Below are 22132 nucleotides of genomic sequence, written 5' to 3'. Positions count from 1 at the left end.
TTATAGGGTTTTAGACTAGGTTTCTATGAAAGGTGGGCATATAAGACATGTCATATCAAGTTCTAACAGATTCTGACGTTTTGAGATTGACTAGAATGAAACCCGTCATTGAGGCAATTGAGCGCGTTTTTCGTGAACAAGCAAACGCAACCCTTGTTTCACCGCCTCGATTTCAATTGGAGACGGAGAATGGAAACTTAGTTTTCACTGCTGGCGCCGCAACGGAGACTGAAAAAGTTATAGGCTTTCGAGTTTACGATACCTTTTCAAACGATCATTCGGGTCACGAACAATTGGTATCTGTGTTTGATTCCGTGACAGGTGTATTCAAAGGCATTATTATTGGCAATTTACTTGGTGCCCTTCGCACGGGCGCAATTGGGGGAGCTGCCATTAAAGTCATGTCTCGTCCAGATGCTGAACAGCTAGCGATAATTGGAACAGGTATACAAGCTCGTACTCAGTTAGAAGCAGCTATAGCTATTCGTGATATCAAACGGGTTCTGGTTTACAGTCGTAATGATATAAATCGAAAGAATTTTGCCGAAGAAATGTCTGAAAAACTTGATATGGATGTAATTCCTATGGATTCACCCAAAAAGTGTGTTGAGAAGGCAGATATCATCATCTGTGCTACAAATAGTCGTTCACCAGTGATTAATGCGGATTGGTTAAAACCGGGTGTACATATCAATACTGTTGGACCAAAATCGATGAATGGGCATGAGCTACCCATAGAAGTAGCTGATAAAAGCTCCGTAATTACTACAGATTCCCTTGAACAGTTATGTGCTTATTCAACACCTCACTTCTTAGCCAATATTCCTTATGAACAGAATATTGTACAGCTTTCGGACATCATAACTGGAAAAACACCGGGCAGAACTTCACTCAATGATGTTACATTGTTTTGTTCCATGGGACTTTCTGGCACTGAAGTGGTTGTTGCGCATGAGATTATGAAATTGGCTGAAAAGTATGCGAGGATATGAAAGGTCACAATCGGGAGGGCAAAATGGTTGATTATAGTTATGAGAAACAACATCTGAAAAAACTCAGGACTTTTATTTTTATCACGATAGCATTAATTTTTTCAATGATATTTATATTTATTAGCATTTTTCTTTTGTATTTTTCTATGTCAGGCATTTTAGACGTTGTGTATTTTCCACCAAAGCTAGCGATTTTTTCATTCTTAATTTCTATTGTATTTTCTGTTTTAGCTATAAAAAATCTCTTTGGTAAAATATTGTTAGTATTAAACATATTTCTAATGCTATTTATGATTTTTTTTGGACCATAAATATATACAAGAAGACTAACTTAGGATGTAATAGTCAGGCTGTTGTTTAGACAGCCTTTTTTATGGAACTAAAGGGGCAGGATAGTTCAAGAGTGCATAGGGAGTTGTTCAACAATTGGGCCATATTGTTGAAAATCAGCAAGGAATATTATGACTAAAGAGAAGAAGAGTTTAGGAAGGAAATATTCACACATTCGCTGAAATATATAGATATGTTAAATAAATCGGGTTTCAAATGACGAAACCCACCCTAGGAGATGATTGGAGATGGAAATACGGGTGAATCAAATTGAATTAAATGGACTTACTTTTCAATATCGCGAGAGTGGGGAACCTTCTGCACCACCGGTTGTTGCACTTCACGCACTGGGAAAAAGTGCTGAATCATGGGATCGAGTGGCTGCTGTATTAGGAGAAAAATACCGAGTTTTAGCTTTAGATCAACGGGGTCACGGTGGGAGTGCGAGAACTAGTACATACACTTTTGAACTGATGTGCGATGACTTGCTTCATTTTGCGAATGCAATGAATTTGGAACGGTTTACGCTTATAGGTCATTCCATGGGGGGGACAGTATCCTATATTTTCTCAGAAACATTTCCGTCAAGGATAGAACGGTTGATTGTTGAAGACACTCCTCCTCCTCCCGTTCCGGATAGGCCGTTTGAAATTCCTTCCAAACCATCTGATCCCCTCCCATTTGATTGGCAGGTTGTGCCTTCGATTCTAGGGCAACTTAATAAACCCAATCCAGAATGGTGGACACGTCTTACCGACATTAATATGCCGACTCTTATTATAGGTGGGGGGGGGACCAGTCATATTCCCCAAAACAAATTGCAGGAGGTTTCTGAGCTTATTCCGAATTGCAAATTGGTGACGGTAGAGGATGCTGGGCACTTTGTTCATGATGCTAATTTACCATCATTCTTAGCTACCGTAGAAACTTTTCTTAATTCATGAGTTTCCGAACGCTTGCACCATTACCTTCATTCTTCTTAAACAAACGGGCGCGATTCTTGAATAAGGTTCGCTTTTCTTAATGAACTAACGGGTGCGTTAGCTGAAGATCGGAGCTGTCTTTAAGGCAGCTTTTTATTATGGAACTAACGGGGCAGGTTAGTTGAAAATAGTTTGGGTTTTTATGGTAACATAAAGTAATAGGTCAAAGAACTATTTTTGAAGTTTAAAGCTAGGATAGATATCGTTAGGAAGAAAGGGATTACTTATGAAGAAAATAATGTTTAAACCAGAATATATTACAATGTTTTTGGGGTGTTTAGTAGGGATGGTGCTTCTCATAGGAATAGCAAGTAGACTGTTTTCTATGAAAGAAATAGTTTCTTTTTTTCTCATAATATCTTTACTTTTTGTTATTAGTATTGATATAAAAAAAGGTGCCTTTAAGAAGAAAAAAAACAAATTCCCTATCAAATATTTTGTATTGATTTGTCTATTTTGTTTATTAGCCATTATCTAATTTATGCTGTATTATTCTATTCATTATTGAACTAATTTCAATAAATTTGTGAAGTATTGTACTTAAACTAACAGGTGCGTTAGCTGAAGATCGGAGCTGTCTTTAAGGCAGCTTTTTCTTTATGCAACTATCGGATGTATGGATCATCCGAAATTAATTTCCACTAAGGTCTTTTGTCTTTCACTGGAGCTGAATAAGCAAGGTTTGTGCGAATGCATTCAATCGCTTTTGTTAAATGTAGAGTATACCAAACACTAATGGACCCAAGGCAAAGCTTTGAGAGGTCGACGGGTTTGCCGTTTAGAGGGCAATCGATGATTGCATTAACGACCTTCCGCTTTATGCGTGAAGGTCGCTGTATCGTCTATTTTTGAGTTGTTGAGGCATTTCAAAAGTTTATATAATATTACCAATTATTTTTCAAAACAATTTTCCCTATCGCCTTGCCTGACTCCATGTACTCATGGGCTTTTGAGACTTCATCAAACGTAAACTTGTTTGGATCCACTAGCGGACGCAGCTTTCCTTCCTCAACTATCCTGGCAACCTTCTTCAAAATTTCTCCATAATGCTTATGCATGTCCTTGTTTAATATCTTCAACAACATAAAGGTGACATGTAGGGAAAGCCCCTTTGAATGCACGGGGGAGAGGTCATGAGTCGAACGGGCAGCAATGGCTGCTATCGTCCCATGTACCGCGGCCGCCTCAAAAGAGCGATCAAGGTTTTCTCCTCCTACCGTGTCAAACACAACGTCAAATCCTTTTCCGTCTGTATATTTTTGTACATAGTCGTGAACGCTTTCTTCTCGATAATTAATAGTTACATCTGCGCCAAGTCGCGTGCCAATCTCCAGCTTTTCTGGCGAAGAGGCGGTTGTATAGACTGTCGCGCCTCCCCATTTGGCCAGTTGGATGGCAATGTGTCCTACACCGCCGGCGGCTGCATGTATCAGTATATCTTGTCCAGGAACAAGATTTGCCCGATTAAATAATGCTTCCCAAGCAGTAATGGAAACTAAAGGTAAAGCGGCGGCTTCCTCCATCGTCAAATTATTTGGCTTGTGGGCCAGTAAATCAACATCTGCCAGCATAAACTCTGCAAGTGCACCGCCAGTCCCTTTAAAACCACCGGCGCATCCAAACACTTCATCACCAACTTTAAACTGAGTTACTCCTTCACCCACTGCAGATACCAAACCTGCGACATCCCCATGTAATACTGCAGGAAACTCGGGGGCAACGGCTGGAACTGCACCAGCACGGACTTTCGTATCAATTGGATTTACACTTGTAGCCTTGACTTGAATCAGTACATGTCCAGGTATTAGTTCAGGTTTTGAAATCTCTTTAAATTGAAATACGGATGGTTCACCAAAGGATTGAATAATTTGTGCTTTCACTTAAGTCACTCCTATTATTTAATTTATGGTAAAATTTAGCGTAACCTATTCGTGTTAAGGATGAATTATATGGAAGCTTAATTTCTTGACGTTACCACTATGATCCGAATTTTATTAGTAACATCTTTAATGGTGAATAGTATGAAAAGAACGAATGTTTAGTCTTTTCTTGCAAAATCAATGATACTTTATATAATATAAAATTAAAAGTACGTACATTTTTGTTGAATAGGATAAAATTTGTAATATAGTATACAATTTGATACTTAAAAGATCGGGGTGTCAATATGAAGGACTTTAAAACGGAAAAGTGCCCTGATACCACTGCTTGTCCTGTTGCAGTTACAGTAGATGTGATAGGAGGCAAATGGAAAGGGATCATATTATATAACTTAATTTCCGGCCCTAAACGTTTTAACGAGTTAGGGAGACTTATGCCCTATACCACAAAACGTATGATAACGTTGCAGCTTCGGGAATTGGAACAGGATGGTATTGTACATCGTGAAATATATCGAGAGATTCCTCCAAAAGTTGAATATTCCCTTACTGCTTTTGGGGAAACATTAAAACCTATTATTTACCTAATGCGGGATTGGGGAGATATGTACGGAAATGAGGTATTAATGAAACGAAAGATCTCGGAAAATATGTAGCCTCAATGGGGGGCTCCGCCGACGGGCAGGTGCTTTATGTGAAATGAATATAGTATTCTCATACTATCTTTGTAAAATAAATACACTCAACATACAATTATGTTGAGTGTATCGTAAAGCGGCTTACTTAAAGGCAAATGTCTGATATGCTGCCGAAATTATTCTTTGATCATTTTACAAAGCCAAGTTTCATAGCCGAAAAGGAAGGAAAAATAGTCGGTTTCCTGATAGGAATTCTATCTCAATCACAAGTCTTCTTTTTATAATCATGGTTCGGGGCATTCCATTCCGAACCTCCATTTGTATAAAAGGGAAACCAGTTTTCCTACAGTTCTTTGTAGTTGACTGGTTTTTTTGTGATTTTCTTCTTCTTAGGCAGCTCTTTTTTTATGGTTCTATATGAACAGGTTAGTTCAACAAAGATAAGATATAATTTGGATTAATATACAAAATTTTAATGAAAATAGAAAGGAAGCATGAATATGGACAGAAATGATACCACTGACATCGGAGAATTTGGAGCTATGTATCGAACTCTACATGAACGTTTTTAATAGTGAACCATGGAATGAAAGATGGACATATGAAGCGGCTAAAGAGAGACTTTCCGACTTATTGCATACGCCTAAATTTCTTGGCTTTTTATTTCATGTTGATCACAATCCTGTTGGTTTTGTTGCTGGAAATAGTAAGGTGTCTTATCAAGGTTTAACTTATTATTTGGCAGAACTTTGTGTGAATAATGAATTGCAAGGTAAAGGGCATGGCTCAAAAATGCTTCAATCTTTAGAAGCTGAACTTCAGAAAAGAGAGATTAAAAGTCTATATTTATTAACCGCCAATGACGGTCTTGCAGAAGCATTTTATCTAAAAAATGATTATGTTGCAAATGAAGATAGAGTGGTCATGAAGAAAAAATTATGAATTGATATTGCTTCCTAATCCTACTTCTAAGAAAGGGAAAAAGTGAATAATTATAATTTTATAAAGTAGTCAAGGGGTGTGATGGAAAATTGTCGAAATCTGTAAAGTTGTATCAATTAAGCCGAAAAATACATAAATGGACTGGATTGGTTTTATCCGTTTTTTTTATGTTCATCGCCGTCACAGGCCTCGTACTTGTTTATATGATACCACTTGGAGTGGCTGATGAGTTAAGGACGGGGAAAGAGGCGAGTCCAGATCAAGCGATACCTATGGAGAAGGTCGTGTCCATTGCTACATCTCAGGATCTACCAGGTGCGGACTCGGTAGAAGATATATTTAGAATCGAATATAGACCAAGTGCAAATGTGTACCAGGTTCGCTTTAATAACGGTCAAGGTGTTCAAATAGATGTGAGTACGGGAAAAGTGTTATCCACAAATCCGGATTACTCGACTTTCCTCATCACTTTGCATGATGGATCATTCTTTGGCGATTGGTATAGATACAGTATCCTTACAATGACCGGTTTATCCTTAATCCTGCTCTCATTTTCAGGGTATTACATGTTCGGGTATCCTCTCTATAAGCGTCTAATGGCGAAAAAAAGGTAATCTTAATATGAGGTGGTAGAGTGTCTATAAAAGGTTTGAATCACTTTTTATTTTCAGTTTCTAATTTAGAGAGATCCATTGAGTTTTATCAAAATGTTTTTGATGCGAAATTATTAGTTAAGGGGAGAACCACTGCCTATTTTGATTTGAACGGAATGTGGCTTGCCCTGAATGTGGAAAAAGATATTCCCCGTAATGAAATAAGCCAATCATACACACATATAGCATTTTCCATAGAAGAAGCCGACTTTATAGACATGTACGAGAAACTAATGAAATTGAATGTAAACATCTTGTCAGGCCGTCCAAGAGATGAAAAAGATAAGAAGTCCATTTATTTCACTGATCCAGATGGTCATAAGTTCGAGTTTCATACTGGTTCTTTACAAAATAGAATAGATTACTACAAACAAGAAAAAGCGCATATGGAGTTTTTTGACTGATAAATTCACAGAAAGGGGAATATTCATGAAAACCATTGGCCTTATTGGCGGAATGAGCTGGGAGTCATCATTGGAATATTATCGAATCATTAACGAAGAAGTAAAAGCCAAATTGGGAGGATTGCATTCAGCAAAGTGCATTTTATATAGCGTGGATTTTGAAGAAATCGAACGTTATCAAGCTGAAGGAGATTGGGAAAGCTCCGGGAAATTATTAGGCGATGTTGCTCTTTCTTTGGAAAAGGCAGGTGCCGAAATGATTGTCATTTGTACAAATACGATGCATAAAGTGATCGGATATATTGAAGAGAAAGTCAGTTTACCGATTTTACACATTGCTGATTCAACAGCAAAACAAATCCAAAAGTCCAAAATCAGTACGGTTGGTTTACTTGGCACTAAATATACGATGGAGCAAGCCTTTTATAAAACACGAATCGAGTCTAATGGTATCAAGGTTTTGATACCAAATGCTGAGGATAGAAAAGTCATCAATAAAGTAATTTATGAAGAATTATGTTTAGGGGAAATTCAACAATCATCAAGAGACTATTACAAAAAGGTTATCAAGGGGTTAGTTGATGAAGGAGCGGAAGGAATAATATTAGGTTGCACAGAAATTGGACTGCTAATAAAACCAGAGGATTCAGAAGTGCCATTATTTGATACGGCTGTAATACATGCCATTGATATTGTTAATATGGCATTGGAAAAATGAAGTGGTTAGGTATTGTACTTCAATAACAGGGTTGCTTCGGCAGCCTTTTTCTTATTGAATTAAGGGGTAGGTTCAAAAAGAGTTATAATATATTAGATTCAGAAGCTTGTAAAAATGGTGTTGAAAAATGCATATAAAGTAGTAGAGAGATCCACCTCGATACAGAAAGTCAATAGTGTATATACATCCTTTAGAAGTGAAAGGAAATGAAAAGTTAATCAAGGTCCCCATATATGTGCTTTGTATTTGAGGATTGGAATACATTCATTCTGAAAGTGATGATGGACTTTCTGTCTGAAAGATGTAAAATATAGGTTTAATTGAAGTTCATTTTTTACATAATGGAGCTTAATAAGGGTTAAAGTGATAATACAATCAGGAGGAATTTTTCAATGGTTTTGTCCGAAATGAATAGTAAATTGTTTAGAATGATTAATAATCTAGGTAAACAATATACCGATTTAAATCCTTTCTTTGTATTCATCGCTGAATACATGATTTTTTTCTTAGTATTGGTAGTCCTGATGTTTTTGTTTTCTCGAAGAAATAAAAATAGAATCATGGTAATCTGTGCATTTATTACATTAGTTGTCTCGGAAATATTGGCGAAAATAGCAGGGCATTTCCACTCGAATTATCAACCGTTTGCTGAGTTGCCCAACGTTAATAAGTTAGTTGAAAAAGCAGTCAATAATTCCTTTCCAAGCGACCATACGGTCATATTTTTTTCCTTTTGTATAACCTTCTGGTTGTTTAATAGGGGTTGGGGGTTTTTATGGGCAATTTTGGCTGTCCTTGTAGGAATTTCGGGAATTTGGGTAGGTGTCCATTATCCAGCAGATGTTCTTGTCGGAGCCATCATCAGTATCGTTTCAGCCACGATCGTTTACAAAATTGTTCTTAAGTTAAGTCTGACTAAGAAATTTATGGGGAATCAGGAGGGCGAACAAGCCATTCTATCTGCCCTATCCAAACAAAAGAAGGGTAAGTCAATGGACTTTTAAACCAAATCGATCATGGCTACACTTGCACTTGTTGTTTTAAGTCTTGCTCAAGAACCGAACGGAAAGAAGCAAATGGAGCAGGACAGACAATGATGTATTTATCAAAAGACAAACATTCTGATATTCTTCTTGAAACGAAAGATTATTAAACATTAAGTTTTAATTAACCATTCTTCAACTGAAAGGTCGATAGTTTAACAAAGGGGTGTTTCGGCAGCCTTTTTTTTATGGAGTAAAAAGGGCAGATTAGTTTAACAGACAGGATTTATTTTACGGTTTATAGAAAAGTCATATTAGGGAGGGGTATTTAGATGTCAAACCTTGAAAACGAAGAAATGCTAACAGGAGGGAATGTCTCTAACGTTTTTCGTTCAGGAGATACTGTGCGACGAGAATTAAAGCCAGATAGTCCCAAAATTCATAAGTTATTAAGGCATTTGGAGAACAAAGGTTTTAGGTATGCACCAAAGTTTTTAGGTATTGATGAAAAAGGAAGAGAGATATTATCATTTATTGAAGGAGAAGCTGGTAATTATCCTTTAAAAGAATACATGTGGTCCGATGATGTCTTAATAGAAATAGCGAAAATGCTCCGTCTTTATCATGATTCTGTGAGTGATTTTTCTTTTAATGATAGCTGGCAATCGATAGATAACACACCCAAACAATTTGAGGTACTATGCCATAATGATTTTGCAATATACAACATTATTTTTAATCATGAAAGACCAATAGGTATTATTGATTTCGATGTTGCTGGACCTGGTCCAAGGCTGTGGGACATAGCTTATACTCTTTATTCTTGCATCCCCTTAAGTAGATTTTATCTATCTGAAACAGGTGAGAAAGTTAATTATAATTCATTACAGCACGCTTACCTTATAAAACAAAGAGTTAGATTATTTTTTGAATCTTACGGTAAGGGAATAGAAGAGGATTATTTGGAAATGGTATTGCTACGATTAGAAGGGTTATGTCAAACCATTACAAGAAAAGCCACTGAAGGTGATATTGCTTTTAAAAAGATGATTGCCGAAGGGCATCTCGACCATTATCAAAATGATATCCAATTCATTCGACAACATGGAAAAGAGTGGATTTAAAGGTGGGTTTAAGTTGGTGCTTAGCTTCATTAACAGGGGCTGATCAGCTTATGTAACAAACGGGGTAGGTTAGCTTGAAGAGGAAAAAACGAGTATTTGGGATTATTTTTATAATGGACAGTAAAAAAGGGGAGTGGAAAATGGAAAGTGAATCTTCGTTAAAAGAGCATTTACGTCAACTGGAAGAGAAATTGTTAAAACCAGAAATTCGTACATCTCAAAAAGAGCTTAATAATTTACTTGCAGACAATTTTTTTGAATTTGGAAGTTCTGGTAAAGTCTTGTACAAAGATGAGGGTATTGGTGAAGAAGGAATAGGTGAGGTAAAAATGACATTGAGTGATTTTGAAATACATCCATTGTCTGAAGAAATAGTGTTAACTACCTACCGAATATTTAACGAAGTAAAAAAACAACATTCATTGCGTAGTTCAATTTGGAAATTTAGAGATGGAAGATGGAAAATGTTTTTTCACCAAGGTACAAAAACAACTCCTTCGCTTTAGTTACTGAACTAACGGGTACTATTATAGAGAAACGATACAAAAAATGGTCACCAGGAATATCTGGTGACCTTATAGTACGAATAGCAGTTTAGTTAAACAGTAGATTTATTAAAGAGCAGGTTTAAGTATATTTCTTCACAATCTTAGTACATTGATGAAAATAACCCCGGCTTTACTCTTCTTAGGAGCACAAGGTGTACAAATGGGGAAGTAATCTGTTTAAAAAGAGGTGCGTTAGCTGAAGATCAGTGCTGTCTTTTATGGCAGCCTTTTCTAATGGAACTTTCTGGGCTGTTTAGTTCAATAAGAATTCAAACCTTTTTTGGGAATTATTGTTATAATGAGGGAGGGGAATTCGTTAGGAAGGTTGCGTTCAAGGTGGAGTTTAGATATGAAATCTAAAAAGAAAGTATTGATTATTGCTATTGGTGTAATATGTATAGCTATATTTATAAATCTATTAAAGAAGGATTTATGGGATGTAAACGAGGTGTTGTTAAAAGAAGAAGTGTTATCAATTGGACAATCCGTTGAAACAATAAATTTATCAGATGTAACACCGTTTGACTGGGATGTAGTATATTCCTTTGGACCATATACCCCGAAAGATCATATATATGAAACGGTAGGTTATAAATGGGATATTATTAGCGAGACTGTAAATGAAGGAATGAATCAAATTGTGTTTTTGAAAGATGGAAAAGTGGTCTGCTATTTATATGGTTATCCTGAGAATAATGGATATGGCATATTTTTTGAATCTGAGAATTATAAAGAAACGGGCTATATGCTTAATATTAAGGATGATTTGAATTTTCAAGTAGAACGAAGCGACAGTGTTGTATATTTGAGAAAATAGGCAAGGATTTAAATGTGGGGGTTGCTGAGGCAGCCTTTTTTTTTGTGGAGCTAAAGGGGCAATTTAGCTGAAGAGCGGTTACATATAAAGGTATTGTCCTTTTTACATAGAATATTTTAAGAGAAGAGCATGTGAATAAATGGGGGGACATATATGGATATTTGTTTTATTGGTGGCGGGAATCACACGAATAATGAATTAGGCGCTGTGTTCCTGAAACTTTCAAAAATGATTAAACCTGATGCTAAAATCTTAATAATCCCTTTTGCAACCGACAAATCCAGGTATGAAAGTTGGCTGGCAAGTATCAAACAAGCCTTTTCACTTATGGAGAATGTAAGTATTGAATTATTAAACGAAGACCTTTCATACAAAGAAATGAAAAAGTCTATAAAAGAACATGATATTCTTTACTTTATTGGTGGAAAGCCAGATAGGTTAATCCATGTAATAGAAGCAAAAGGACTTGCCCCAATTATCAAAGACTTTCAAGGTTTAATCATTGGATATAGTGCGGGTTCGTTAGCTTTCTGCAATGATTGCATAATAACAAAAGATAAAGACTATCCAGAAACGATAGTGATCAAGGGCTTGGGATTAGTCGGGTTTAGCGTTGAGGTCCATTACGAGGATAATATAGATGGAGAATTAATTCCCCTTTCAAATGAACGAAAGATATATGCAATACCAAATGGAAGTGCAATTTTCTCCAAGAACGGAGAACTATTTAAAGTTGCAAATGATATTTATTCCTTTAAAAATATGAAAAAGGAAATAGTGAATTCCTAAGTCTTAAAGAAACAACAAGCCCTTTACCCCAATTGGAGCAGGGCGCCGGGCACTAAAGGATAGAGAAAAGGAGACTGCAATGAAAATAAATTTAATGATCTTCATTTCATCAGTAAAAGAACAAGAAAAGTATATATCAATGATGAAAACATTTGAATCTGATATTCGTCCTGTTAAAGGGGATATATTGGATGATCCAGGATTTGATTCAGGATTTCACAATGGTTATGAAGTTGTAAAGGTTTCGATCAATTACGCTTCGAATGTATGTTTTGTTTCGCTGCACCCGCTTGCGATGGAAATTGAGGAAATCAGGATGGAAACCTATATAGAGAAACTGGAAGCACACGGTTGGCATGCTGTTTCAAAAGAAGAATTGAAAAGTATGTAAAAAGGAAACCCTTCATTTTTCACGAAGGGTTTTTATATTCGATTATCGTTGTGTATATTCAGCTGCTAGCTTTTGATTAAGATGATTATCTTTATTTTTGAGGAATTTTAAACAGTTGTTATGATAGTTTACACCGATGATAACAACATATTCAAAAATCCCCGATAATACATAACAAGATATGGAATCGACAATATTTTATATAAGTGCTATCTTTGTACTTTTCAGGTATGCCCTGCCCACCTTTAAGTTAAGGCAAACATAAAAAAAATTGACAAGGACTTAGATGGTTCTTGTGAAGGAAATCTTCATCCATTATTATATTTTCTCGCTTGTTTATAGACGATATTAAATACTTCCCTGAATTTCTGTTTCTTTATTGATGGAGAGGAGGATAGAATTTTTAATTGGCGAACTGCTCCTTCACAAAGACTCCATCTTATACGAGTGTTTTGACATTCTTCCAGGATAAAGTCAATTAGTTCTTTTTCATCCTGAGAGTCAATATCATTCTTTACTTCGTCTAGTAGATTCTTGATATTCATGACAACCGTTTCCTGGGTTTCAACTGAACTCTGTATGCTAAATGGAAAGAGAATATGCTTAGATTGTTTTGTTATTTCTATGTTTTTTTCTAATCGAAGAATGTTGTAATCTAATATATCAGAACTATTCGTATCAAGGTTCATTTGATTAGAGTACCTAAATTGATAGCCTAATCCCCCAATGAAGTGAGTGGATAAATCCATTGCACTGGCTTCGATGCCAATACCATAAACCTCAATCAAACGTTTAGCTAACCAGTTTAATTCCTTATAATGGCTATCGGCCATATACTTCCTTAACACCTCATCATTTTCTGCCATCGAGATATTGTAAAGTTCCGCAATCCTCTCAGTACTGTATATGGAGTGTTTTACTCGAAGTTGAGAATAAAAAGTTTGCTTGCTATGGGGATCACCCTCTAACAGTAACTGGCTTTGTTGTTCTTCGACTTTTGCATCGACCTCTTGAATGATGCACTGAATCAATTGAGATTTAGAAGAAAAGTGATTATAGAAGGTACCTTTTGAAACCCCTGATTGATCTAGGATATCTTGTACAGAAGTATCATGATAACCCATCGTTCGAAAAAGCAATTTTGCTACCTCAATTATTTGTTCTCTTTTAGTCATTCATCTTCTTCTCCTAAAAATTATTGTTGACAGTTTCATTATACTATATTGTATACTAAAAAAGTATACTCGAGTATAAAAAAATGTACACGAGTAAAAATAGTTAAAAGGAGTGTGGGTTTTCTATGGGAAAAGCTCTCTCTTTACCAGTAGATATAGAGGGAAAACCCTTTAAGAGAGGTGGGTTTGTAATCGTTTTAATGGTGGGTACTTTTATAACCATTATTAATCAGACCCTGTTAGTTACAGCTCTCCCGAGAATTATGCAAGATTTAGGTATCACTGCTAATAATGCTCAGTGGCTGATCACTGCGTTTATGTTAATAAGTGGGGTAATGATTCCTATTTCAGCATTTTTATTGAATCAAATCGCTAATAGGTCTTTATTTTTTATGGCGATCGGAAGTTTTGCTTTGGGAACATTGGTTTGTGCTTTTAGTACAACCTTTCCAACTTTGCTTATTGGTCGTATTATACAGGCCATTGGAACGGGATTAATGATTCCATTAATGCAAACGTTAATTTTTTTAATATTTCCAGCCGATCGTCGAGGAGAGGCAATGGGATTAGTTGGGATTGTAATAGCATTTTCGCCTGCAATCGGTCCCACTTTATCTGGTTGGATTGTTGACATGTATGATTGGCATTATCTATTTTACTTAATCCTCCCAATCGTTCTGATTGATATAATTCTTGCTTTCTTTTACATGAAAAATGTCGTTCATTTAACAAAACCGAAAATGGATATTCTATCGATCTTGTTAAGTAGTATAGGTTTAGCTTCACTACTATACGGAATTGGTGTTGCAGGAAATATAGGATGGGGAAATAATACCGTCCTGATAACATGTGGAATTGGATTTGGAGTACTGATTGTGTTTGCCTGCCGTCAGTTCAAATTAACAGAGCCAATATTGGAGCTGAGTGTCTTTAAGGATAGAACATTCACTTTGACCACGGTCATTGTCTCCATTATTTTTATGACTATGATTGGATCGGAAATTCTCCTACCCATTTATACACAAACGATACATGGGTACTCAGCACTTCGTTCAGGTTTAATACTTCTGCCAGGTGCACTGGTGTTAGGGATCATTTCTCCCGTTGCCGGAAAAATTTTTGATAAGCATGGTATTAGAAGACTATCCATAATAGGACTGCTCATTCTTTCTTTAGGGTCCTTTCCATTTATGTATCTAACTCAGGAGACCTCTATTTGGTGGATAATTTGTTTCTATTCCTTAAGAATGGCTGGTATGGGGCTAGTAATGATGCCACTCGCTACCGCGGGGATAAATGTACTACCAAAGAAGTTTATAAGCCACGGTTCTGCGGCTAACAATACGGTACGGCAAATATTTGCTTCACTTGGTGCGGCCATTATGGTAGGGGTAATGTCGACTGCCATATCTAAATATACTGGCGATCAAACAGTGAAGAAAGGAGAAAATATATTACTGGAAGCAACTGTGAATGGGCTTAATAATGGTTTCATGATTGCTTTTATTCTCATTATTATTGCATTCATTTTGTGCTTTTTTATAAAACAGCCGTTTACAATAAGTAATAGAGTTGACGAGAAAGATTGAAAAGTAATAATTTTTCATGAAAAAGATCAGCTCCAAATAAAGAGGGAGGCTATCTTTTGAGGTGGAAAACATTTTAATGAATTTTAGAAATGATTAAAAAATAGAAGTTCTGTACAGTTATATAATGAAGTATTTCTAAGCCATTAGGCCTTAAAAAGAAATTAAATCTAATGTTTTTTCAAAATGGCATATGAAAAAAACTATAAAAAGTGGGTGTGTAAATGTACGAGTATAAGTTTGTAAGGATTAATTATAAAGAGAGCCGCAAATCCCGGGAAAGCTATCAAGATGTCATAAATCAACATTCAGAGCTAGGTTGGAGGTTTATTCAAATATTTGCACCGCCCATCCGTTCTTATGGAATAGCTGCATATTATGAAGTGATTTTTGAAAAAAGGAAACAGGATATATAAATTCGTTTCATATAGAAGAGAAATGGTTCATATGAGGGCTCTGAAAGAAAGGACGGTTTCTGAACTTGCGAAACCATTTGAAATGTCTTTGGCTGCAATTTCAAAGCATAAAGGTCTTGGAGCGGGCAAATATAGTCGATAAGTTTGTGGATGGAAGAACTCATATATGTCGATTGAATACCGGGTCACTATCAAAAGCTACAGAGTGGCTTTGCGGCGAGGGGGCTTGGCAGGGCGGAAAGTGTAGAAGGTCATTAAAGCAAGAACATTTCAGGTATCTCTAATTGCTTATTAATCAACCATTTCACAAATTAATGTACTCACTTTTGTGTCTAATCAGTAGGAACCAAAAGTGAGTACATTCTTTATATGGAAGGCAAAAGTGAGATCATTTTAAGCAGTGTAGAATGAAGCAATTCTTTAACAAATTTAACAGCATGTTTCTACAAATTACCGAGATTTCGACACAAACTAGCCCTATTGCTGAACAAAGTTAAAAAACACATTTTATTATTTGTTCCAAAACTCGTCCTTTTCTGAACACACCACTGTTCGATTTGAAAAGGACGTTTTTTATTGCCTTTCTCGTAACAAAACTTTGTTCATTATTCTACGTTCAATAACCTATCTCTTTTTATCTTATGTTACAGTAAATATAAAAGGAAAAATAAGAAAGAGTGATTTGAGTGTTAATTGGATATGCACGTGTGTCGACGGGATTACAAAATTACATTTACAGATGGACGCTCTTACGCAATATGGCTGTTCCAAAATTTTTCATGATATGGGGCAAAAAGACAGCGTCCTGGTTTAGAGGAAGCACTTCAGTATGCACGTGAAGGCGATACGATTGTAGTTTGGCGATTGGATCGATTAGGACGCAATATGCAAGATTTAATTCAAATTGTGAATAGCTTAAATGAACGTGGCGTGGGCTTCCACAGTCTACAAGAAAATTTAACAATGGAAAAAAGCAATGCCACAGGCCAATTGATGTTTCATTTGTTTGCGGCATTTGCGGAATTTGAACGTAATTTAATTGAGGAACGTTCGGCTGCCGGACGAGCTGCAGCTAGAGCACGTGGTCGTCTTGGTGGACGTCCTGAAAAATTTGGACCGAAAGATATTGAAATGATGAAATCTCTAATTGAAAATGGTACACCGATTAAAGACGTCGCAGAAAAATGGGGCGTATCTCGAACAACGATTTATCGATATTTAGAAAAGCAATAATAATAAAGCAACCCAGCTAATCTTCTTTTATGAAGGTAGCTGGGTTATAAAGTTGTATGTGCAAAATAGCACTTACTCATTTATTATTTAACTTAAATTTCCCACACAAAATCCACTTAAAATAGCATTTTGAATTGTCTATTATGATTGTACTCAAAATTCACATTTTGAATTTGTGTTATTGTAACATTGTGTTAATAACTGTACTCTCCTTTATTTATTAAGGTTCTTTATAATTAGATCCAGATAACTTTGAAAAACTAACAAACATTAAAGGACCGTCAATAGACCTGTTTTTTGTACGAAAGAAGGATGGCCACCAAGTTTCGACGAATATATCAATATACTTTGTGGAGGTGTTGGATATGGGGATTTGTTGTGGAGAGTGTCACGTTGAATTAAAGAGTGATGATTATGTCACATTGGATGAATTTAGCACGCTGAGGCACACATATTGCGGTTATGATCTTATTGCCGAGCTGATCAAAGACATTGGGACTTATCGAAATATCAAAACGAAGTATTGGTTTTCCCGTGAGCTTACTAAATGAAAATCGGTGAAATCTTGGAGTTAATTAAAACTGATAAACCAGCGAATATTGCCAAAAGGGCTGATGTTCATCTTTCAGAAAAATTACTAAGAAAAGCCTTGAATAAAGCTGGTTATGAGTATAGAAATTCAGGCGAAAAAGGCTGGTATTTCGTTGGTGAAGGTGACGAGGAAACGGTACAAGAGCAGCTTATTTATGACTTTGCAACAGCAGGAAAAGCAAAGGCGAACGTTTCAACTAATGTAAATAAAGAACCTATTAACGATACCAACCAACGTTCTAACGTTGGCATAAAACGTGGTAAAGAACAGGTCAAACAAGCGAACGAACAATCAGCACCAACCATAGAACGAACCAACGTTATAAGAAAACGTTCTTCATTCGATATGGATGTTGAACTTATGAAGGAACTAAAAATACAAGCAATCATTCATGATAGGACGGTTTATGAACTAGTTGAAAGTGCCGTAAGGCACTATTTACTGAATTAAGGGGAGAATGACGTAAAGGAGTGCTTATATAGCATTTTGGAGTCCTATCAGCAAACACAAAAAGCCCCCCAAAAAACGGGGCTTTTTGTGTTTTTTTATTTAAGCTCTGTTAAATAATGTTGTTGATTTTCTTGATGAACTAACGGGGCAGGATAGTTCCATAAGGAATACTGTTAAGTGACATTAAAGTTGTTTAATTTACAATAAAGTCGTTTAAAACATAATAAAGTTGTTTAAAAACGTCAGTCATGTTATTCCATTAAAGGGCCAGATAGTTGAGGAAAACTCTCGAAAACAAACAATTGGATATTTATGTGGATCTGAGATTGAGAAGTTTTGTGCTTAAATTAACGAATTATATTATTCAATAAAACTAATACGATTTTTATAAATGAAGAGGATAATTTTTCATCCATTTACATGACAGAAATACTTTCGTATGCCGATTAAAAGTAACACTTAAAAAAACTAATGAAAGAAGGTGTTTATATGTCAAAAGATAAAGGACGAGTTTCAGGAAAGGTTGCTTTAATAACTGGTGCGACCAGTGGTATTGGTCAAGCAGCATCTCGAATGTTAATTAAAGAAGGTGCAAGAGTTGTTTTAACAGATGTGAATGAGGAAAACGGTTTCAAATTAGCTGAAGAATTAGGTGAAGACGCATACTTCATACGATTAGATGTTAGATTTGAATCCGAATGGAAAGATGTAATAGCGAAAATCATACAACAATTTAAACGACTAGATATACTGATTAATAATGCTGGAATTACAGGTTTTCAAGAAAAGAGTGGAGGGCTTCAAGATCCGGAAAATGCCAGCATAGAAAGCTGGCATGCCATCCATGCCGTTAATTTGGACGGAACATTTTTAGGGTGTAAATATGGTATTCGTGCTATGAAGGAAACAGGAGGTTCAATTATAAATATTTCCTCCCATTCTGGAATGGTTGGCGTGGCACATGCGGCTGCCTATGCATCCAGTAAAGCTGCTGTCCGTAACCATACCAAAACGGTTGCTCTTTATTGTGCAGAAAAGAATTACAATATTCGATGTAACTCCATCCATCCAGGGGCGATTTTGACTCCAATATGGGAACCGGTTATTGGAGTAGGGGAAATTCGTGAGAAGAACATAAAGACTTTTACCAAAAATGTTCCATTAAAGCGATTTGGAACGGTTGAAGAAGTGGCTTATAGTATTGTTTACCTTGGTTCTGATGAATCTGCATACACTACGGGAATCGAATTGGTAATTGATGGAGGAATGATGGCTGGGGCATTTAGTGCAGAATAAAACCAATCCTCGCTGAACTTTTTAGCGAGTTGAACTCGTAACCTCCTGATTTCGTCGGTTCTTCAGCTAGGATCAAGGCGCGATTCTTTAATAAGAATCGCTTTTCTTAATGAACTAACAGGTGCGTAGTTGAAGATGAGAACTGTCTTTAAGGCATTTCTTTATGGAACTATCGGGGCAGGATAAGGGGTCTACCTGCTATGAAATTAGATGATAAAAAGAAAAAGATTCAAATGGAATATAGGGAGAAATTACAGCAAAAGAAAAAGAATAAAAAATTCACACTTGAAGCAATTGTAGTTGCTATTATCATTTTCTATTTATTGTTTTAAATTCAATTTTCAAATCATTTTAACTGTTTTTTTATGTCACAACTTGTGTTAACTCACAATAAGTCTTATTCAACAAACAGGTGCTTTACTTCAATAAGGGAGTTGCTTCGGCAGCTCTTTTTCTAATGGAATTATCGGGGCAGGATAGTTGAAGAAGAAAAAAATGATAAATAGATAAAATGGAATAATATGGAATATTAATGTATAATTGGATTGAAATTAGAAAGGGTGGAAAATAGGGGGTATGAAATGAAAGGCTTTTTTAGATTATTTATAGGAATGTTTTTAATTTCTATATTAACAGGATGTATAGGAGAAGATTATGATGTTGGTGTTCCAACTGCTCATTTATATTCAGAAGACCTTGCTACATCTGTGCAATTAGCAAAGGAAATGTCAGTTGGAGTTCATCAAGTGGAGATGTAGATCAAAAAATAGATGATATTCAAGAATTCGGATTATCACAAGAAAAAATGAAGGTTACTGCTAACGAAAAAGTTTCCTTAGAATTTCAAGAGAACGTAAGAAATGGTGGAGATATTTGGACAGACCCAAAAATAACAGTTGCCCTACTGAAAGACGAACAACGAATTGAACTCGAATTGCATGAAAATAGGGAATTTCAAATCCCCAATAACAAAGGAGGGTATGTTTTAGAAGTTGTATTCACAAGTTCAAGAGGTACTGCCCAATATGTAGGGAATATCTTAATTCAGTGATACAAAAATACCTTATTTTTGAACGGAAAAATATTAGAAGCTTGAAGATACATTTTCAAGCTCATTATAAGTGTATATTTGCTTTAGTTTTTCACCTTAGAATGCGGTGTTTGATACCATAAACGCTTATGATTTATTCAAAATCAACCAAGAACTTTAAAATAGCCTTTTTCTTATCTAGAAACGGGGCAGCATTCCTGTATTAACTGAATACTAAAAAGTTTGTGAAGAAATCTACTTAAACTAACGGGTGCGTTAGCTGAAGATCAGAGCTGTCTTTAAGGCAGCTCTTTCTTTATGCAACTAACGGGGCAGAATAGTTGAAGAAATGATATTATTATGGAATAAATTAACATGACATTTGGGAAGGTTGAGCAAAATTGGAGATTTGGAAATTAAGTGAAAAAGTATCGAAAATTAGCGATGTAATACCTTATTATTTTTTTAGTCTATTCTTGTCTTGTATCTCTTTTTCTGTTTTTATAATTGTATTTAGTGGAGAACCCTCTTGGTTGCAGTTAATGCCTGTTATTATTTATTCTTTTTATGTTGTTATACCTTATTTACTTTTTGCAGTACCATTGCAAATTATATTTAATAAACGCCCGAGAAAATTTAATGTGTTTTATCTTTTAATTTACACGGTACTTTCTTTTGTAGCAGTATTTTTATTTAATGTAATGTTATTTAGAATTGAACCTATATATTTAGTTAAAACCCAAATATATTACGGTTTTAGTTTTGCAGCAGCTGCTATTTATTGGTTTTGGGATTCTGTCTTCTTACAAAAGAAAAACTGAAATATCCTAGTTCTTCAGCTAACAGGGTGCGTTAGCTGAAGATCGGAGCTGTCTTTAAGGCAGCTTTTTCTTTATGCAACTATTGGGGCAGGTTAGTTCAACAAGCTTTAATTAAGAAATATTTCCATTTTAAACTTATTTAGTGCAAGGTTATTTCTTGCTTTTTTTCTTGTGTTTTAAAGTTTTTTTATTCAAAAAGGAAATTTTTTATTGAAAAATAATACTTTTAGTGTAAAATTACACTAAAAAGGAGTATTTAGTATATATGGAAAAAGAAGAATTCATCAATTTAATATCAGAAAAAATGAAACTTGTTCGAACAGAACAAGGTTTTTCTCAAGATAAGATGTCTGAAATTCTAGGAATTTCAAAAAAAACACTAGTTCAAATTGAAAAAAGAAGAACAGAAGCCAATTGGACCACCGTTGTTGCATTTTGTGCTTTGTTTAATCATAGCCAATTGTTGATATCGTCAATTGGTGACAATCCAGTTGATTTTGTTCAGTTAATTGCTAGCAAAAATGGTGGTACGCCTAAAGAAAAAACACTGGGTGGTAAGATATGGTGGAAAGAAATCGAGTATAGAGGGGATTTTCGTTTGCAACAAAATTTGATTAGTAACCATTACCGTATATTGGATCAATATGATTATCGTTGGCATAGTTCTTTTAATAAAGAAGAGAGTTTAAGTCGTTTAAATGAATTACAGGCGGTGGGGACTATCGAGATAGACAAAGGTATAGGGATATATGAAGAATAAGATTTTGCTTGTTCTAAGAAAAATAGTAATTGGTATTCTAGTAGTCTGTTTATACTGTTTTCCTTTTGTTTATTTTTCAATGCACCAAGATTTTGCTAACCGTTCAATGCTTGGCTATTTAATTATGATTGTAGTGACTTCACTTCTTGCTTTCTTCGGCAAACTCTTTAATAATTCAATCTCTCTTATTATTGGTAATATATTATCTGTAATAATTTAATTTTATTTCATAAGCGAGATGACAGGGAACGAACGATGGGGTGGCTATTTTAAGCCACTAACTCCATATCAATTATTAATCTTGGTTAGTTTTTTGAATTTAATTCCTCAGTTCTTTGCTATGAAGTTAGCAAATAGACACAAAAATAAAGTTAAAGATTAATTTGATTAGGAAGAGTAACTTCTTTGAATTAGAAGTTACTCATTTCTTTAATAAATATCAACAATATTCATTAACATAGACTACATAAAAAGAAAAAGTAAAAAAAGCCTACTTCCTTAAATAGCAAGGATCGTAGGCTTTCTGTCGTACCGATTTGAAAAAAGTTTAACCGTTTTTCTTATGGAACTAAACCAGCTAA

General features: G+C 35.4%; 25 protein-coding genes and 2 pseudogenes. 25 read left to right on the top strand and 2 right to left on the bottom strand.

What is annotated here, in order from left to right; all coding sequences use genetic code 11:
• Positions 1-47 precede the first annotated feature (47 nt).
• Together J7E52_RS12835 and J7E52_RS12830 are read left to right on the top strand one after the other, a co-directional pair.
• A complete protein-coding gene (locus tag J7E52_RS12835; RefSeq protein WP_214746956.1) occupies positions 48-992 on the top strand; it encodes an ornithine cyclodeaminase family protein in 945 nt (314 codons plus the stop codon).
• Positions 993-1570: 578 nt separating this feature from the next.
• A complete protein-coding gene (locus J7E52_RS12830; protein WP_214746953.1) occupies positions 1571-2266 on the top strand; it encodes an alpha/beta fold hydrolase in 696 nt (231 codons plus the stop codon).
• Positions 2267-3189: 923 nt separating this feature from the next.
• Here J7E52_RS12830 and J7E52_RS12825 read toward each other — a convergent pair.
• Positions 3190-4185 (bottom strand): zinc-dependent alcohol dehydrogenase family protein, encoded by a 996-nt coding sequence (locus tag J7E52_RS12825; protein ID WP_214746950.1) that lies wholly within the window; start codon positions 4183-4185, stop codon positions 3190-3192.
• A 287-nt stretch (positions 4186-4472) separates the two neighbouring features.
• Here J7E52_RS12825 and J7E52_RS12820 point away from each other — a divergent pair, with 287 nt between their 5' ends.
• The 12 genes and pseudogenes from J7E52_RS12820 to J7E52_RS12770 all read left to right on the top strand — a co-directional run bounded on the left by J7E52_RS12820 (position 4473) and on the right by J7E52_RS12770 (position 12192).
• Positions 4473-4841 (top strand): winged helix-turn-helix transcriptional regulator, encoded by a 369-nt coding sequence (locus J7E52_RS12820; protein ID WP_214746947.1) that lies wholly within the window; start codon positions 4473-4475, stop codon positions 4839-4841.
• 131 nt (positions 4842-4972) lie between these two features.
• Positions 4973-5089, top strand: a pseudogene (locus tag J7E52_RS26960) (GNAT family N-acetyltransferase); the annotation flags it as partial.
• A gap of 244 nt (positions 5090-5333) precedes the next feature.
• Entirely contained in the window at positions 5334-5765 is a 432-nt protein-coding gene (locus tag J7E52_RS12815; RefSeq protein ID WP_286197717.1) for a GNAT family N-acetyltransferase, read from the top strand.
• 89 nt (positions 5766-5854) lie between these two features.
• Complete coding sequence (locus J7E52_RS12810) at positions 5855-6379, top strand: PepSY-associated TM helix domain-containing protein (protein WP_214746945.1); 525 nt, start codon at positions 5855-5857, stop codon at positions 6377-6379.
• Between the two features lie 20 nt (positions 6380-6399).
• A complete protein-coding gene (gene fosM, locus J7E52_RS12805) occupies positions 6400-6822 on the top strand; it encodes a FosM family fosfomycin resistance protein (RefSeq protein WP_214746941.1) in 423 nt (140 codons plus the stop codon).
• 25 nt (positions 6823-6847) lie between these two features.
• Entirely contained in the window at positions 6848-7540 is a 693-nt protein-coding gene (locus J7E52_RS12800) for an aspartate/glutamate racemase family protein (protein WP_214746938.1), read from the top strand.
• 392 nt (positions 7541-7932) lie between these two features.
• Positions 7933-8544, top strand: a complete 612-nt coding sequence (locus tag J7E52_RS12795; protein ID WP_214746936.1) for an undecaprenyl-diphosphatase — start codon at positions 7933-7935, stop codon at positions 8542-8544.
• 311 nt (positions 8545-8855) lie between these two features.
• Positions 8856-9647, top strand: coding sequence for a phosphotransferase (locus J7E52_RS12790; protein ID WP_214746933.1), 792 nt, complete (start codon positions 8856-8858; stop codon positions 9645-9647).
• 140 nt (positions 9648-9787) lie between these two features.
• The gene (locus tag J7E52_RS12785; RefSeq protein WP_214746930.1) at positions 9788-10153 is read left to right on the top strand and encodes a nuclear transport factor 2 family protein; all 366 of its coding nucleotides are present in this window, start codon (positions 9788-9790) and stop codon (positions 10151-10153) included.
• A gap of 391 nt (positions 10154-10544) precedes the next feature.
• Positions 10545-11012 carry a hypothetical protein gene (locus J7E52_RS12780; RefSeq protein WP_214746927.1) on the top strand — a complete coding sequence of 156 codons (468 nt, stop codon included), beginning with the start codon at positions 10545-10547 and terminating at the stop codon, positions 11010-11012.
• Positions 11013-11165: 153 nt separating this feature from the next.
• Complete coding sequence (locus J7E52_RS12775; protein WP_214746923.1) at positions 11166-11801, top strand: Type 1 glutamine amidotransferase-like domain-containing protein; 636 nt, start codon at positions 11166-11168, stop codon at positions 11799-11801.
• Between the two features lie 79 nt (positions 11802-11880).
• Positions 11881-12192, top strand: coding sequence for a hypothetical protein (locus J7E52_RS12770; RefSeq protein ID WP_214746921.1), 312 nt, complete (start codon positions 11881-11883; stop codon positions 12190-12192).
• A gap of 308 nt (positions 12193-12500) precedes the next feature.
• On the opposite strand, the gene J7E52_RS12765 is transcribed toward J7E52_RS12770, so the two are convergent.
• Positions 12501-13367, bottom strand: a complete 867-nt coding sequence (locus J7E52_RS12765) for a TetR/AcrR family transcriptional regulator (RefSeq protein ID WP_214746917.1) — start codon at positions 13365-13367, stop codon at positions 12501-12503.
• 125 nt (positions 13368-13492) lie between these two features.
• On the opposite strand from J7E52_RS12765, the gene J7E52_RS12760 reads away from it, so the two are divergent.
• The 11 genes and pseudogenes from J7E52_RS12760 to J7E52_RS12720 all read left to right on the top strand — a co-directional run bounded on the left by J7E52_RS12760 (position 13493) and on the right by J7E52_RS12720 (position 21551).
• Positions 13493-14956 carry an MDR family MFS transporter gene (locus tag J7E52_RS12760; protein ID WP_214746914.1) on the top strand — a complete coding sequence of 488 codons (1464 nt, stop codon included), beginning with the start codon at positions 13493-13495 and terminating at the stop codon, positions 14954-14956.
• 221 nt (positions 14957-15177) lie between these two features.
• Positions 15178-15369: a DUF4177 domain-containing protein gene (locus J7E52_RS12755; protein ID WP_214746911.1), complete on the top strand. Its 192-nt coding sequence runs from the start codon at positions 15178-15180 to the stop codon at positions 15367-15369.
• Between the two features lie 686 nt (positions 15370-16055).
• Positions 16056-16602, top strand: a pseudogene (locus tag J7E52_RS12750) (recombinase family protein).
• Positions 16603-16967: 365 nt separating this feature from the next.
• Positions 16968-17153 (top strand): hypothetical protein, encoded by a 186-nt coding sequence (locus tag J7E52_RS12745; RefSeq protein ID WP_061465031.1) that lies wholly within the window; start codon positions 16968-16970, stop codon positions 17151-17153.
• Entirely contained in the window at positions 17150-17644 is a 495-nt protein-coding gene (locus J7E52_RS12740; protein ID WP_214746908.1) for a hypothetical protein, read from the top strand. The genes J7E52_RS12745 and J7E52_RS12740 overlap by 4 nt, the downstream gene beginning before the upstream one ends.
• A 489-nt stretch (positions 17645-18133) precedes the next feature.
• The gene (locus tag J7E52_RS12735; RefSeq protein ID WP_057219746.1) at positions 18134-18940 is read left to right on the top strand and encodes an SDR family oxidoreductase; all 807 of its coding nucleotides are present in this window, start codon (positions 18134-18136) and stop codon (positions 18938-18940) included.
• Between the two features lie 200 nt (positions 18941-19140).
• Positions 19141-19272, top strand: a complete 132-nt coding sequence (locus J7E52_RS26955; protein WP_286197714.1) for a hypothetical protein — start codon at positions 19141-19143, stop codon at positions 19270-19272.
• 249 nt (positions 19273-19521) lie between these two features.
• Positions 19522-19698, top strand: a complete 177-nt coding sequence (locus tag J7E52_RS26950; RefSeq protein WP_286197713.1) for a hypothetical protein — start codon at positions 19522-19524, stop codon at positions 19696-19698.
• Between the two features lie 47 nt (positions 19699-19745).
• On the top strand, positions 19746-19991 hold the full coding sequence (locus J7E52_RS26945) for a hypothetical protein (RefSeq protein ID WP_286197712.1): 246 nt from the start codon (positions 19746-19748) through the stop codon (positions 19989-19991).
• Between the two features lie 380 nt (positions 19992-20371).
• Positions 20372-20791, top strand: coding sequence for a UPF0715 family protein (locus tag J7E52_RS12725; protein ID WP_214746905.1), 420 nt, complete (start codon positions 20372-20374; stop codon positions 20789-20791).
• A 265-nt stretch (positions 20792-21056) separates the two neighbouring features.
• Positions 21057-21551: a helix-turn-helix domain-containing protein gene (locus tag J7E52_RS12720; RefSeq protein ID WP_214746902.1), complete on the top strand. Its 495-nt coding sequence runs from the start codon at positions 21057-21059 to the stop codon at positions 21549-21551.
• Positions 21552-22132 lie beyond the last annotated feature (581 nt).

Source organism: Bacillus sp. ISL-34 (assembly GCF_018613325.1).
In the GTDB taxonomy this organism is placed as follows: domain Bacteria; phylum Bacillota; class Bacilli; order Bacillales; family DSM-1321; genus Peribacillus.
This window is presented reverse-complemented; position numbering and strand designations above follow the sequence as displayed.

Excerpts from the sequence above, each read along its gene's own strand:
- J7E52_RS12735 (WP_057219746.1), top strand. The coding sequence starts at position 18,134 with ATGTCAAAAGATAAAGGACGAGTTTCAGGAAAGGTTGCTTTAATAACT.
- J7E52_RS12820 (WP_214746947.1), top strand. The coding sequence starts at position 4,473 with ATGAAGGACTTTAAAACGGAAAAGTGCCCTGATACCACTGCTTGTCCT.
- J7E52_RS12740 (WP_214746908.1), top strand. The coding sequence starts at position 17,150 with ATGAAAATCGGTGAAATCTTGGAGTTAATTAAAACTGATAAACCAGCG.
- J7E52_RS12795 (WP_214746936.1), top strand. The coding sequence starts at position 7,933 with ATGGTTTTGTCCGAAATGAATAGTAAATTGTTTAGAATGATTAATAAT.
- J7E52_RS12775 (WP_214746923.1), top strand. The coding sequence starts at position 11,166 with ATGGATATTTGTTTTATTGGTGGCGGGAATCACACGAATAATGAATTA.
- J7E52_RS12835 (WP_214746956.1), top strand. The coding sequence starts at position 48 with ATGTCATATCAAGTTCTAACAGATTCTGACGTTTTGAGATTGACTAGA.
- J7E52_RS12770 (WP_214746921.1), top strand. The coding sequence starts at position 11,881 with ATGAAAATAAATTTAATGATCTTCATTTCATCAGTAAAAGAACAAGAA.
- J7E52_RS12765 (WP_214746917.1), bottom strand. The coding sequence starts at position 13,367 with ATGACTAAAAGAGAACAAATAATTGAGGTAGCAAAATTGCTTTTTCGA.
- J7E52_RS12790 (WP_214746933.1), top strand. The coding sequence starts at position 8,856 with ATGTCAAACCTTGAAAACGAAGAAATGCTAACAGGAGGGAATGTCTCT.
- J7E52_RS12780 (WP_214746927.1), top strand. The coding sequence starts at position 10,545 with ATGAAATCTAAAAAGAAAGTATTGATTATTGCTATTGGTGTAATATGT.
- J7E52_RS12830 (WP_214746953.1), top strand. The coding sequence starts at position 1,571 with ATGGAAATACGGGTGAATCAAATTGAATTAAATGGACTTACTTTTCAA.
- J7E52_RS12800 (WP_214746938.1), top strand. The coding sequence starts at position 6,848 with ATGAAAACCATTGGCCTTATTGGCGGAATGAGCTGGGAGTCATCATTG.
- J7E52_RS26945 (WP_286197712.1), top strand. The coding sequence starts at position 19,746 with ATGAAGGTTACTGCTAACGAAAAAGTTTCCTTAGAATTTCAAGAGAAC.
- J7E52_RS26955 (WP_286197714.1), top strand. The coding sequence starts at position 19,141 with ATGAAATTAGATGATAAAAAGAAAAAGATTCAAATGGAATATAGGGAG.
- J7E52_RS12720 (WP_214746902.1), top strand. The coding sequence starts at position 21,057 with ATGGAAAAAGAAGAATTCATCAATTTAATATCAGAAAAAATGAAACTT.
- J7E52_RS12755 (WP_214746911.1), top strand. The coding sequence starts at position 15,178 with ATGTACGAGTATAAGTTTGTAAGGATTAATTATAAAGAGAGCCGCAAA.
- J7E52_RS12815 (WP_286197717.1), top strand. The coding sequence starts at position 5,334 with ATGATACCACTGACATCGGAGAATTTGGAGCTATGTATCGAACTCTAC.
- J7E52_RS12785 (WP_214746930.1), top strand. The coding sequence starts at position 9,788 with ATGGAAAGTGAATCTTCGTTAAAAGAGCATTTACGTCAACTGGAAGAG.
- J7E52_RS26950 (WP_286197713.1), top strand. The coding sequence starts at position 19,522 with ATGAAAGGCTTTTTTAGATTATTTATAGGAATGTTTTTAATTTCTATA.
- J7E52_RS12760 (WP_214746914.1), top strand. The coding sequence starts at position 13,493 with ATGGGAAAAGCTCTCTCTTTACCAGTAGATATAGAGGGAAAACCCTTT.
- J7E52_RS12745 (WP_061465031.1), top strand. The coding sequence starts at position 16,968 with ATGGGGATTTGTTGTGGAGAGTGTCACGTTGAATTAAAGAGTGATGAT.